Consider the following 13836-nt stretch of genomic DNA (forward strand, 5'->3'; position numbering starts at 1 on the left):
CACTCAACCACTGCTCTCTCCGAGTTGTTCCCGCCCGGACGCGCGGGTGCATCTTCGACTTGACCCTGACGCAGCGTCAGGGTTGATGCTGAAGCCATGAGAATCAGTGACTTGGCCCAGGCCGCAGGAACCACCGTTCGCGCCGTCCGGCACTATCACCGGCTCGGGCTCATGTCCGAACCCTCACGGACACCCAACGGATACCGGGACTACGAACTCGCCGACCTGGTGCGCCTGCTGCGCATCCGCTGGCTCGCCCAGTCGGGTGTTCCGTTGGGTTCGGTGGCGACCGTCCTCGGCGGCCACTTCACCGACGGCAGCGACCGAGATGCCGAGTCCGATCTCACCGCAGACCTCGAATCGCTGCTCGAGGCGGCAGATAATCAGATCCGGACGCTCCAGGTCAAACGTGAGGCACTCGCCGCGATTCTCGAGCGTCACCGCGCCGGCGACCGGCTCTCGCCCTTGCCGTCACCGATCGTCGACGCGTTCGACGAACTTATCGACGGCGAGGACGACCCGCACACCCGGTCGCTGTTCGTCCGCGAACGCGACAGTTGGGAGATGCTCGCACTCACCGGGCAGGCATCGCCGGAGTATCTCGACGCCATGCGAACCCTGCTCGAGGACCCCGGACAACGGCACGCGATGATCGCCGTCTACCGACGCTTCGGTGCGCTCGCCGGACAGGATCCCACCGCGGCGACCGACGAGATCACCGCCGTCATCGACGGCATGACCGCGCTGCTCGACGACATCCCGATCATGGCGGAGGTGCTCGGTTCGTGGGCGGCCGAGGCGGCAGCTGCCCTCGAATCGAACACCGAGGTGCTTGCCGAGTTCCTTCCGGACCCGGCGCAGCAGGCCGTCGCGATCGGGTTCGTCCGGCGCGTCTCTGCACAGTCGGGACCGCAGCGGGACGGAGCGCGGGCATGACCGGGCGCACCGTCCGGCTCGTCCAGCGGGCCGCTCTCATCCTCACCGTGGTGGTGGCATGTACGAACGCCGTCCTTGCCGCGTTCGGTGTCCTCACACCGGCGACCGCGCTGAAGGTCTGGCTCGGATTCGAGCTTCCTCTCGGGATCCTGGTGCTGATCGTCGGCGCACTGCGCGTCCGAGTCCTGCGCCGATCCGGAACACCGTGGGCGGGGGTGCTCGACGAACTCGTCGGCCGCGTGTCCGCGACCCTGATCCGCGCAGAGTTGAGAAGCTACCGCGCACTGTGGTTCCTGATACGAGGGTGTCGCGTCGGCGCCGGCCCTGAGGTGACGACGATCGGCTATACCCGAGGCACGATGAGCGTGCCGATCGGATGGCTCGTGGCGTCGGTCATCGAGATCGCGGTGGTCCACATACTCGTGCCCTGGGAGTGGTTGCGCTGGACGTTGCTGATCGTGTCGGTGTACTCGCTTCTACCCCTCGTCGGGTGGCTCGCGGATCGTGTCGTAAATCCGCATCTTCTGACGCGGGACGGCCTGGTCCTGCGCTCCGGGCATCAGGTCGTGGCCCATATCGACATCGACAACGTGCAGCGATGCCTCCCGCGCCGCCGCTTTCAGCCGACGGAGACGGGCGTGGACGGCGAGGTGCTGTTCCTGCCCGGTCCCGACGGCACCAATCTCGATCTCGTCCTCGCGGAACCCGTCGAGGCCCTCTTGCCGGCCTTCTTCGACCATCGCCGCCGTCCGGCGCTCGTGAGCCGGTTCGCGATCCACGTCGACGAGCCCGCAGCGGCGCGCCGAGTGCTCGACGCCGCGCTCCTCGCCTGAGGCGACGAGGGTGAAATCGACGATTTCGTCTACCGGATCCGTTCCCCATGCGGTGACCTGCGGTCATCGTGTATGGCAATGCGGCATGCCAGGACGAAGCCGCAGGCTGACGCTCGGGTAAGACCTCGCCGGTGGTGTGGTGATCGCGCACTGTGCACGAGAGTTTTCTGGTAGACGAGTGCAATGAGCGATGACGCCCGACGCGGGACTCCGTCGAAGGACGCGCGTGCCGCCGAGGTGCAGGAACTCGTCGTGGTGGTCGGTGAGCGGCTGCAACGGCGGTCCGGCGAGCTCGTGGCGAGCATGGACGCGGCGATCGAGTCGGTCGTCGAGGATCTCGACGAGTCCGAACTGACGGACATGCTGCGGGCAAGTGTGGAGGGCAATGTCGCCACCATCCTGCACATGATCAGCAACGACATCCCGCTCGATCGCATCCAGCCGATCACCGCGGCCACGGAGTATGCGGTGCGGCTCGCGCGACACGGCGTTCCTGCGGCGGCGCTGCGGCGGGCGTACCACATCGGCTCCGACGACCTGTTCAACCAGATGTTCGCGGAGATCCAGCAGCTCGATTGTGCACCCGACCTGAAACTCGAACTGCTCCATCATTTCGCCGGGTGGATGCACAAGTACGTGGACTGGATGACGCGCGTCGTGCTCGACGCACACGAAGAAGAGCAGCGGGTGCTGGTCCAGCAGTCCGAGAATGTGACGTCGGCGCTGGTGGAGCAGGTGTTGAGCGGCGGTGCATTCGATACCGAGGAGTTCGCGACGAAGACCGGTTACCGGCTCGACGGAACCCACCTCGGTGCGATCGCGTGGATCGAAGGCCCGGCGCAGGGCGCAGACCAGACGCCCACGCTCGCGGCGGCGGCAGAGACTCTCACCGTCGCGGCCGGTGGGGGAGGCGCACCCCTGTTCGTACCGGTGGATCGGCGCACGGCCTGGCTGTGGACGACGACGGCGGGTGGCACGGTCGTCGACGTGTCACGCCTTCGGACGGCTGTGCAGGCCGTCCCCGGGTTGCGCGTGGCGTTCGGGAAGCCGGAGGTCGGGGTCGCGGGGTTCCGGCGGAGTCACGAGCAGGCCGAGGCGGTGCGGATCGTCGCGAGCACCGCGACCGTTCCCCACAGCCGAGCGGTGTACTACGGCGAGGACGGCATGTCCGCGACAGCGGTGCTGGCACGCGATCTCGCGACGACCAGGCGTTTCGTCGCCGATACGCTGGGCCGACTCGCGATCGACAGCCCGGCCGCGGAGCGGTTGCGGGACACGACGCGGGTGTTCCTGCGAACCGGCGGAAGCTATGTGCAGACCTCCGAGGAACTCGTCCTCCACCGCAACACCGTGAAGTACCGGCTGCAGAAGGCGGAGGACGAACGGGGACGGCCGATCTCCGACAACCGGCTGGATCTCGAGCTGGCTCTGCACGTCTGTCATGTGCTCGGACGGCCCGTGCTGCTGTCCAAGGAAAAGCGCTCGTCCGGTCGCTGACCCGTTTTTTTGTGCAGAATCGACAAGAGAAGCGTCGAAGTTGGTTTCGTGGGGACGTGTCCTGGATCACGCCGACCGCATAGTGTCGTGCATCACAACCGATACGTGCTCGTCGGACCGAGGAGCTGTAGATGCCCTTCTCCCGCTTTCCCTTTCTCCCCTGGAACGTCCCCGCCGAGGATCGCTCTCGTACGGCGGTGCGAGACGACAGGATCGAACTCACCTACGCTCAGCTCGACGACCGAACCCGCGCTGTCGCAGCGCAGTTCGCGCGTCACGGCGTCGGTGCGGGTGACATCGTCGCGATCATGCTGCCGAACCGGATCGAACTGCTCGTCGCGATGATCGCGGCGTGGCGTCTCGGTGCTGCCGCGACACCTGTCAATCCGGCGTTCACAGAATCGGAAGCGGCATATCAGATCTCGGACTCCGGCGCTGTCCTCGTGGTCAAGACTTCGACCGACGCACCCGACGGGGGCCGGCCGAGCATCGCGGTGAACGATCTCGCCGACGGGGGCGACGGCCCCGAACCCGTGGCCCTGCGCGGCGACGAATTGAGCCTGGTCATCTACACCAGCGGATCCACCGGCCGGCCGAAGGGCGTGATGCTCGATCACGACAACGCCGAGGCCATGTCGTCGACGATGGCGCAGCATTTCCGTCTCACCGCCGACGACCACTGCATGCTCGTCCTGCCGCTGTTCCACGTCAACGCGATCATGGTGAGTGCACTGGCGGTCTGGCGCTCGCACGGACAGCTCAGTGTCATCGGATCGTTCTCCGCGACCCGGTTCTTCGACCACGTGGAAAAGCTCCGTCCCACATACTTTTCCGCTGTACCCGCGATCTACGCGATGCTCGCGGCGCTGCCCGACACCGTGCGCCCCGACACCTCGTCCCTGCGGTTCGTGGTGTGTGGCGCGGCGCCGGTGTCGAAGGAACTGCTGCAGCGGTGCCACGACCGCTTCGGCTTCGTCATGGTCGAGGGATACGGACTCACCGAGGCGACCTGCGCGTCCGCCTGTAATCCCGTCGACGGCGTCCGCAAACTCGGAACGGTCGGACCGGCACTGCCCGGACAGCGGATCGGGATCATGTCCCCGGACGGTGAACTGCTGGCACCCGGCGAGACAGGGGAAGTGGTCATCGCGGGACCGACGGTCATGCGTGGCTACCTCGATCGCCCCGATGCGACCGCCGAGACCGTCCGCGACGGTTGGCTGCACACCGGGGACATCGGGATCCTGGACGAGGACGGTTATCTGCGCATCGTCGACCGCGTCAAGGACATGATCATCCGCGGAGGCGAGAACATCTATCCCAAGGAGATCGAAACCGTCCTGACCTCGGTCGACGACGTTCTCGAAGCCGCGGTCGTCGGGCGGCCCGACCCGGTCCTCGGTGAGGTTCCCGTCGCCTACGTGGTGCTGTACCCGGCTGCGACGACGACCACCGAGGACCTTCTCGAGCACTGCCGGCGGCACCTGATGCGCGCGAAGGTGCCCGAGCGGATCGACATCCTCGACGCGCTACCGAAGAACCCCGTCGGCAAGATCGACAAACCCTCGCTCAGGCGCACATTGCAACACGCCTGACCCCCATCCCTCGTCCTACCTCGACGCGAGTGCCCCTCGCGGTGATGAGCCCTGCCCACCTTCAGGAGTCACAATGGGATTCAAGACGGCAGACATGCCACCGGTCGACCCGGCCACCTACGACGACATGCCCTTCATGGAGCGCATGCGGGTGCTGGCGACCCACTGGGCCGAATACGGTTTCGGCAGCCCCAAACAGATGCACATGCTCTACGTGTACAAGCTGATCTTCTACGTTCTCGGTGGGGTGGCGGTCGTCGGACTCACCACGCCCGGACTGGGTTTCGCCGATCCCGCCGGCTGGTGGGGCGAGCCGATCGTCTACCAGAAGTTGATGGTGTGGACGCTCCTGTTCGAGATCACCGGCTACGCGTCGTCCTCCGGACCGCTGGCGTTCAAGTTCAAGCCGTTCACCGGTGGCTGGCGTTACTGGACCCGCCGCGGCACCCTGCGGCTCCCACCCTGGCCGAAGGTGGTGCCGTTCACCCGCGGTGACCATCGCACCGTCGTCGACGTCGCGATCTACTTCGCGCTCCTGGCCACGCTGCTGTTCCTGCTGCTCGGACCCGGCGTCACGACCGCTGCCCTGCCGGGAAGCGAGGTCGGATTGCTCCCGCAGTGGGCGCTGCTGACCTATGTCGGCCTCATCGTCGTCATGGGTCTGCGCGACCGCGTGGTCTTCCTGGCCGCACGCTCGGAACAGTACGTCGCCGTCATGTTCTTCTTCGGCATCTTCAGCAACCACGTCGATATGATCCTGGCCGCCAAGATCGCGCTGGTCACCGTGTGGTTCGGCGCAGGTGTCTCCAAGTTCGGTCACCACTTCACCAATGTGATCCCGCCGATGCTCAGCAACACCCCGTGGATCACCTCGAAGCGGTTCAAGCGCTCGCTCTACCGCAACTTCCCGCAGGACCTGCGTCCGTCGAAGGTCAGCTGGTTCCTTGCCCACGTCTGCGGCACCGTCGTCGAACTCGTCGTCCCGCTGGTGCTGCTGTTCTCCACGAACACGACGATCACCTGGCTCGCCATCATCGGCATGGTCATGTTCCACATCTTCATCACCTCGACCTTCCCGCTGGCGGTGCCGCTCGAGTGGAACGTCTTCTATATGTTCGCCGCGGTCTGGCTCTTCGGTGGATTCCCCGCCGGCGCCGGTTACGGTGTGGGCGACGTGAGTTCCGTCTGGATCCTCGCACCGATCCTCGTCGCTTTCCTGTTGTTCCCGATCCTCGGCAACCTGCGCCCCGACCTCGTCTCCTTCCTGCCGTCGATGCGTCAGTACGCCGGCAACTGGGCGTCGGCGCTGTGGGCCTTCCGCGGTGACGAGGCGGAGAACAAGCTCAACGAGAATCTCACCAAGTTCAACGACAACCAGATCGACCAGCTCAGCGGGGCGTTCGGCAAGGAGGTCGCCGAGATCTTCATGCAGAAGGCGGTCGCATGGCGCACCATGCACAGCCAGGGGCGCGGACTGATGTCGCTGATGATGCGGCACCTCGACAAGCTCGAGAACTACCGCATCCGCGAAGGTGAGTTCACCTGCACCACCCTGGTGGGTTGGCAGTTCGGCGACGGTCACCTCCACAACGAGCAGACCATCACCGCGGTGCAGGAGCGGTGCCGGTTCGAACCGGGAGAATGCGTCATCGTGTGGATCGAGTCTCAGCCGATCCATCGGAAGACGCTGGACTACAAGGTGATCGACGCTGCGCTCGGTGTCGTCGAGCGCGGTCACTATCACATCGAGGACGCGGTCTCGGCGCAACCGTGGCTGCCCGACGGCCCGATCCCGCACACCGTCACCTGGCGTATGGCCGGCTACGAACCGGCCGGAACGGCCTACCTCCACCCGCAGGTCCGACCCGATCGTGTCAAGGTTGGAGCATGACCGACGCGGTGGTAGTCGGCAGCGGGCCCAACGGGCTCGCTGCCGCCGTCGTCCTCTCCTCCGAGGGCGTACGGGTACGAGTGCTCGAGGCAGCCGAGACGATCGGTGGCGGCACGCGCAGCAGCGAACTGACCCTGCCGGGCCTGCTCCACGACGAATGCAGCGGCTTCCACCCGTTGGCCGTGGACACACCCTTCAGCAGGAGGTACGACCTCGCGGAACACGGACTGACCTGGTCGTGGCCCGAGGTGCAGTACACCCACCCGCTCGACGGCGGACGTGGTGGCGCGGCCTACCGATCCGTGGACGACACCGCCACGGAACTCGGGACCGACGGGACCAGGTGGCGCCGGATCTTCGGCGCACTGACCGAACGATTCGGCGGCATCACCGAGGACTTCCTGCGGCCGATGCTGCACGTACCCGTCCATCCGGTGCTGCTCGCCAGATTCGGGATGTTCGCCGCGATGCCCGCCGACGCGCTCGCACGCGCCTGGTCCACTCCCGAGGCGCGCGCCCTCTTCGGTGGCGTGGCGGCACACGCCCTGCGGCCCTTCGGCTCGCCGATGTCGTCGGCCATCGGCATCGCGCTGGGCACGGCGGCGCACGCCTACGGGTGGCCGGTCGCGCAGGGCGGATCGCGCGCGATCGCCGCAGCGATGGCGTCACTGATCGAGAAGAACGGCGGCACCGTCGAAACCGGGGTGCGCGTGGAGTCCCTCGACGAACTCGGCAACCCCGATCTGGTGCTCCTCGACACCTCACCCGCCGACGCCGTGCGGATTGTCGGCGACAGGCTGCCTCGCCGCACCGCCCGCGCCTACCGTCGGTACAAGCACGGGCCCGGAGCGTTCAAGGTCGAGTACGCCGTCGAGGGCACCGTGCCCTGGCAGCACGAACCGTCCCGCCGCGCCGGCACCGTCCACGTCTGCGGTTCGTACGCCGAGACGGCGGCGGCCGAACGTCAGGTCAACCGGGGGATCATGCCCGATCGCCCCTACGTCCTGGTCGGCCAGCAGTTCCTCGCCGACCCGTCGCGCTCCGCAGGGAACCTGAACCCGCTCTACGCCTACGCGCACGTCCCGCACGGGTACACCGGCGACGCGACCGAGCCGATCACCGCCCAGATCGAACGGTTCGCCCCGGGCTTCCGCGACACGATCCGTGCCGCGCACGTGCGGACGACGACCGAGATGTCCGTCCACAACGCGAACTACGTGGGCGGCGACATCGTCACCGGAGCCAACAGTGCGGTGCAGCTCGTGCTCCGGCCCCGCCCGGCCCTGGACCCGTACGCGACCGGCGTTCCCGGCGTGTACCTGTGCTCGGCGGCGACTCCGCCGGGTGCCGGGGCGCACGGCATGTGCGGCTACCACGCGGCCCGGTCGGCGCTGGCGTACCTGAAGGCATGAGGTGATCTTCCGGGGTGAATGTGCGGTGGGGGTGCGCGGGGCGTGCGAAACTTCGTCCTCTCGCGTCGCCGGCATGGCGGGCCTACTGCTGCAGGCACTCAACCCCGGCATGATGCGACTGTTCGAGCGCGCGTCGGCCGCGTACGTCGATCCGAAGGGGCGGGACGAGCGCACCGGCCGCTATCTCGACACGGTCATGTTCGGCGACAAGGCCCATGCGGATGCCGCCGCTGCGTCGGTGCGCCGCATGCACGCTCACGCCGTGTGGGACGACCCGGACACAGGCACCACGCTGCGCGCCGACGAACCCGCGTGGATCGACTGGACCCACAACGCCCTCGCATTCGCGCTGTTGCGCGGTGCGGAAGCCTTCGGCCTCGACCTGACCCCGGCCGAACAGGACAAGTTCGTCGTCGAACAGCACATCGCCGCAGAACTCGTCGGCGCGGACCCGGCCCGCCTGCCCGCTACCCGGGCCGACCTCGAGGCGTACGTCGACGAGCAGCGCCACTGGCTGTCGCTGTCGCTCGCCGCTGCCGAGGTGACGCACGCACTCCGGAAGCCGAACCTGTGGGGCAATCCGGTGAAGGTGTCCACCTTCGTCGTCGTGCAGGACGGCATGTTGTCGCTCCTGCCGGAGTGGGCACGCCTGATGTACGGCATCGAGGGGCGCCCGATGAACCTGCGCGCCGCGGCGCGCACCACCAAGCAGCTCATCGGCATCGCCCGCAAGAACGAGTCGTACGACAAGATGGTCGCCGAGATCACCACGCGCATCGACGAGACTCCCTACCGCAAGGTGCGTGCGCGCAAGGCCTGACCCTGTTTCAGAAGGAGGGATTCGGCCGGACGAACCGTTCGTCGATATCGGCGATCGATCGGGCGCCGGTCAACGCCATGGTGAGGTCGAACTCGGCGATCACGTTGCGGACCACCTCCTCGACGCCCTGTCGACCCGCGATCGCCAACCCGTACATGTAGGGCCGGCCGAGCAGCACGGCGTCCGCGCCGAGCGCGAGCGCGACGAAGACGTCGGCACCGCTTCGGATCCCGCTGTCCAGCAGCACGGTCGGCTCCCGGCCGATCGCCGCGCGGATGTCGAGCAGGGCATCGAGCGAGGCGATCGATCCGTCGACCTGGCGTCCACCGTGATTCGACACGACGAGGGCGTCGACTCCGAGGTCCACGGCGCGACGCGCGTCGTCGGGGTGCAGAATTCCCTTGAGCACGATGGGAAGTCGCGTCCGATCCCGCAACGTCGCCAGATGCTCCCAGCTCAGTCCCGGATTGGAGTAGATGTCGAGGAAGGTCTCCGCGGCGGCGCGCGGCACGGGGGAGCGGAGGTTGTCGAGGAATCGACCCGGATGGTTACGGGTCATCGACAGCAGTGTGCGGATCGCACCGAGCGTGACGTCGGGTCGCTCCGTCACCATCTCGCGGGCGGCGTCGATCCGCTCCCGGACGATGTCGAGGAAGCGGGGATCCGAGGTGTACTGCGCGATGCCCTCACCACGTGCGAACGGCAGCGACCCGAGATTCAGGTCCTGCGGACGCCACCCCAGCATCGTCGTGTCGAGGGTGACGACGACGGCCTCGGCGCCGGCTGCTTCGGCCCGTCGCAGCAGACTGTCGACGAGATCCTCGTCGGAACTCCAGTACAGCTGGAACCAGCGGGACGCAGAGCCCATCGCGCCGGCACAGTCCTCCATGGAATTGCAGCCCTGATTGGAGAAGACGTACGGCACGCCGGTCGCGGCGGCCGCCCGCGCGATCGCCAGGTCGCTGTCGGCGGCCATCAACGCTCCCGCCCCGATCGGGGCCAGCAGCAGCGGCGAGGAGAGCGACGTGCCCGCCACGGTCGTACGCAGGTCGCGTTCGGTGACACCGTGGGCCATGCGCGGGACGGTCGCCCATCGGTCGAACGCGCGCCGATTGTTGCGCATCGTGCGTCCCCCACCGGCACCGCCCGCGACATACGCCCAGGCCCGCTTCGAACTCGCACGCCGCGCGGCGCGTTCGAGGTCGCCGAAGGACGTCGGAACGGCCGGACGCCGGCCCAGCGCTCCGTTGCGGTACACGACCCCCTGACGTTCCCGGCCGGGACCGGCGGGTGCGGATGCGGCAGTTTCGGTCACGAGTGAGTTCCCCTCTCGAACGGTGGCGCTTGTCGATCCTTCCTCACGAACCCGGCCGAGTGAACCGGTTACCGGTGCCGAATTCGGAATCGGTGCGGTGGATCCGGCGGCGGGCGTACCGTCGGATCCATGACCGAGGACGGCCAGGTTGCACCGTGGGACGACATCTACCGGGGCGTCGCCGAAGGGTTTTCGGGCCCCGTACCGTGGAACATCGGCGAACCCCAGCCCGAGATCGCCCGATTGATCGACGAGGGCAGATTCCGCAGCGATGTGCTGGACGCAGGCTGCGGACATGCCGAGACCTCCCTCCACCTGGCGGCCCAGGGATACACGGTGGTGGGTCTCGACCTGTCGCCCACAGCCATCGAGGCAGCTCGGGCCGCGGCGTCGGAGCGGGGCCTGACGACCGCGACCTTCCAGGTCGCCGATATCACTTCGTTCACGGGATTCGACGGCCGGTTCGCGACGATCGTCGACAGCACCCTGTTCCATTCGCTGCCCGTGGACCGGCGCCGCGCCTACCTGAGCGCCGTCACCCGTGCCGCTGCTCCGAACGCGTCTTTCTTCGTCCTCGCCTTCTCGAAGGACGCCTTTCCGGAAGAGGGTCAGGGACCCAATCCGGTGACGGACGACGAGTTGCGCGACGCGGTCGCCGAGTTCTGGACCGTCGACGACGTGCGGCCGGCGTTCATCCACGCGTTTCTCGGCGACGAGGATGCTGCCGCGTGGCAGCGTGACGACAAGGGCCGCTCGATGCTCCCGGCCTGGTTGCTGTCGGCCCACCGCGGTTGAGGGTGCACGCGGAAATTCGATTGCATTGCCGGGGTGCGAAGTTCACCATCGGATCTGTCGGAGCGGACCACCCGCGCCTCGTCACGATCCAGGAGTCACCGTGCACCCCGATGTCCCACCCGGAATCGATTCGCCGGTCGAGTACGGCTGGTCCGAACAGATCGCGGAACGGTTCGCGGACAACGACATCCAGGGAACTCCCGGCCGGATCGTGCGGGTCGGTCGCGGTCACGGTGACGCCGTGACCTCCGCCGGTCCGCTGCGGGTGCGGACGGCGGGCCACCACGTCTGCACCGGCGACTGGGTGATCGTGCGCGAACCGCCCACGGAAGGCGACACGATCGGCACCGTCTGTGCGGTCCTGCCCCGTAGCGGCGCGATGCGTCGAGCCGATGCGTCGGGTCGTTCGGAGGAGCAGGTTCTCGCCGCCAACGTCGACACCGTCGTGGTGACCGTCGCGGCCGACACCCTCGATGTCGGTCGCATGGAACGTCTGCTGGCGCTGGCCTGGGACAGCGGCGCGCAACCGGTGGTCGCCCTCACGAAGGTCGACCTCGCCACCGAAGCGGTCTTCGAACAGGTCGCCGTGCTCGCACCCGGAGCGAGCGTGGTCGAGGTCTGTGCGCCGGACCGATCCGGATTGAACGAACTGCGCGAGCTGCTCCACGGCACCGTCGTGTTCGTCGGAGCGTCCGGCGCCGGGAAATCGACCCTGGTCAACGCGCTGTGTGGTCGCAATATTCAGGCGACGGCGCCGGTGCGGCAGGGGGACGGCAAGGGGCGGCACACCACGACCGATCGGGAGATGTTCCCTCTGGGTGGCGGCGTGACCCTCATCGACACGCCGGGATTGCGGGGCGTCGGGATGTGGGACGCCGGTGCCGGCATCGCCTCCGCCTTCCCCGAGATCGACGAGCTCGCTCAGTACTGCCACTTCGCGGACTGTGCGCACGAGACCGAACCGGGATGCGCGGTTCGCGCCGCCGTCGACCGCGGCGACCTCGATGTCCGGCGAGTGGAGAGTCATCGCAAGCTGCGGCGTGAGAACGAGTGGGTTGCGGCCCGGTCCGATGCCCGATTGCGGCGCGAGCGGACCCGTGAGCTCAAGGTGATGAGCCGCGCGATCCGGGCGTACTACCGCGACCGCTGAGGGTTCTCGGCGCGGCATACAAGGCGGTCGGTACTCTCCCGCGCAGTTCGCGCGGTGAACCGGGGCTCGCTACTGCAACACGCCGCGTCGACCCCGTTTCGGCGCGCTGATCATCGAAGGCCCCGACCGAATGGTCGGGGCCTTCGACCTGCGCGAACATACCGGTCGGTACTTCCTGCTCGGGTCCGTCGCAGTGTGAACGCGGATGGTCTCGGTGGGCGCGAAGCTGCGCGTTATCGAGGTGTGTCGTCGGACACGAAATGATTACGACCCAGCTCGGGGGTGTACTTCTCCTCGGTCGAACCGAACCGGTCTGTTCCCGGGAGGGCGACCCATCGCGGCGTCGATTCGATCATCGGTGACGCGAACCTTCGGCGCGTGCGCCCGTTGTATCGAAAGTGTTGGCGCACAAGGAATTCGGTAAGAGATCGTCGATCCTCGGTGGACAAGGGGGCAGGATCGGCCAGGTGTCGCCGCGGCCGGTTCTCGTTGGGCCGGCCGAATGCGATCGCCGCAATGATCGACTTCCGATTATGGCGTGCATCACTTTCGTGGGTTCAGATGGCGTCGGCCACGATCGCTTGAAAACCTCTCGACCTGCGACGTTACCTGGTTGTGACCTAATGGTCGCGTGTTGGCCCTCCGTGCGGTGGTAATGATCCCGCCGGTGATGCCCGCGGCCCCGTTCGAAGGCCGAACCCAGCTTCGGCGAATCTTGGAGCACGACCCTTGTCCGTTTCATCATTGCGCCGTTTCCGTGCCGCGGTCGCCGCGGCGGCCGTCCTCACCGCCGCGCTCGGCGTCGGTACCTCCGCCGCCCATGCCGACACCGCACCCACCACCCCCACCCAGACCCGTTTCCAGGAGCCCCGCGACCTGCTCCGGGCGCTCGACTTCGACGCCCTGGCCGCCGACGGCTGGACCGTGACGGACGATGAGGAGGAGGCCGACTCGGCAGAGGCGACCGAGGTGGTCGAACTCGTCGCCGAGACGACTCCCGCGCCGCCCGCCGTCACACCCGAGGAACTGACCCGCATCGTGCCGGGTATCCCGGCGGAGAAGGTCGAGCAGTTCATCGCGCCGTTGAACGAGGCGATGGCGCGCAGCGGCATCGACAATCCGGTCCGTCAAGCGGCGTTCATCGCCCAGCTGGCCGTCGAATCGGACTCCTTCCGCACCTTCGAGGAGTACGCGTCCGGTCGCGCCTACGAGGGTCGTGCCGATCTCGGCAACACCCATCCCGGCGACGGTGAGCGCTACAAGGGTCGCGGCGCGATCCAGATCACGGGTCGCCACAACTACGAGAAGGTCAGCGAGCACATCGGCGTCGACTTCGTCGCGCACCCCGAGCTGCTCGCTGCGCCGGAGAACGCCTTCACCACCGCTGCCTGGTACTGGACGTCGCGCAACCTCAACGAGGTCGCGGACACCGCGGGGATCGTCCGGGTGTCCGAGCTCGTCAACGGCGGTCACCACGCTCTCGGTCGCCGCATCGACGACTTCAAGCGTGGCCTGGACGTGCTGCTCCAGCCGTAGGCGCGACACGTTCGCACCGGGCCGATGAGTTCGGGGCCCGTCGACGGTCTATCGGA

The 13836-nt window shown here is 67.5% G+C and carries 11 protein-coding genes; 10 read left to right on the top strand and 1 reads right to left on the bottom strand.

From position 1 onward, the window contains the following. Positions 1-96 precede the first annotated feature (96 nt). From AC0LPE_RS11680 to AC0LPE_RS11710, 7 genes are all read left to right on the top strand, one after another. Entirely contained in the window at positions 97-936 is an 840-nt protein-coding gene (locus tag AC0LPE_RS11680) for a MerR family DNA-binding transcriptional regulator (RefSeq protein ID WP_490606268.1), read from the top strand. Then, positions 933-1769, top strand: a complete 837-nt coding sequence (locus AC0LPE_RS11685) for a hypothetical protein (protein WP_490606269.1) — start codon at positions 933-935, stop codon at positions 1767-1769. Before AC0LPE_RS11680 ends, AC0LPE_RS11685 begins: the two co-directional genes overlap by 4 nt. Before the next feature lie 183 nt (positions 1770-1952). Then, positions 1953-3266: a PucR family transcriptional regulator gene (locus AC0LPE_RS11690; RefSeq protein WP_490606270.1), complete on the top strand. Its 1314-nt coding sequence runs from the start codon at positions 1953-1955 to the stop codon at positions 3264-3266. Between the two features lie 131 nt (positions 3267-3397). Then, complete coding sequence (locus AC0LPE_RS11695; RefSeq protein WP_490606271.1) at positions 3398-4861, top strand: class I adenylate-forming enzyme family protein; 1464 nt, start codon at positions 3398-3400, stop codon at positions 4859-4861. Between the two features lie 73 nt (positions 4862-4934). Further along, a complete protein-coding gene (locus tag AC0LPE_RS11700; RefSeq protein ID WP_490606272.1) occupies positions 4935-6752 on the top strand; it encodes a DUF3556 domain-containing protein in 1818 nt (605 codons plus the stop codon). Beyond that, positions 6749-8164 (top strand): phytoene desaturase family protein, encoded by a 1416-nt coding sequence (locus AC0LPE_RS11705; protein WP_490606273.1) that lies wholly within the window; start codon positions 6749-6751, stop codon positions 8162-8164. Before AC0LPE_RS11700 ends, AC0LPE_RS11705 begins: the two co-directional genes overlap by 4 nt. A gap of 73 nt (positions 8165-8237) precedes the next feature. Further along, positions 8238-8984, top strand: a complete 747-nt coding sequence (locus AC0LPE_RS11710) for an oxygenase MpaB family protein (RefSeq protein WP_490606274.1) — start codon at positions 8238-8240, stop codon at positions 8982-8984. Between the two features lie 7 nt (positions 8985-8991). On the opposite strand, the gene AC0LPE_RS11715 is transcribed toward AC0LPE_RS11710, so the two are convergent. After that, on the bottom strand, positions 8992-10299 hold the full coding sequence (locus tag AC0LPE_RS11715; RefSeq protein ID WP_490606275.1) for an alpha-hydroxy-acid oxidizing protein: 1308 nt from the start codon (positions 10297-10299) through the stop codon (positions 8992-8994). Between the two features lie 129 nt (positions 10300-10428). Between AC0LPE_RS11715 and AC0LPE_RS11720 the strand changes: the two genes are divergently transcribed. The 3 genes from AC0LPE_RS11720 (at position 10429) to AC0LPE_RS11730 (ending at position 13780) form a co-directional block, all read left to right on the top strand. Next, complete coding sequence (locus AC0LPE_RS11720; RefSeq protein ID WP_490606276.1) at positions 10429-11094, top strand: class I SAM-dependent methyltransferase; 666 nt, start codon at positions 10429-10431, stop codon at positions 11092-11094. A gap of 100 nt (positions 11095-11194) precedes the next feature. After that, positions 11195-12244 carry a ribosome small subunit-dependent GTPase A gene (gene rsgA / locus AC0LPE_RS11725; RefSeq protein WP_490606277.1) on the top strand — a complete coding sequence of 350 codons (1050 nt, stop codon included), beginning with the start codon at positions 11195-11197 and terminating at the stop codon, positions 12242-12244. A 729-nt stretch (positions 12245-12973) separates the two neighbouring features. Continuing rightward, a complete protein-coding gene (locus AC0LPE_RS11730; RefSeq protein WP_272267368.1) occupies positions 12974-13780 on the top strand; it encodes a glycoside hydrolase family 19 protein in 807 nt (268 codons plus the stop codon). Positions 13781-13836 lie beyond the last annotated feature (56 nt).

It is taken from the genome of Rhodococcus sp. S3, from assembly GCF_058211795.1.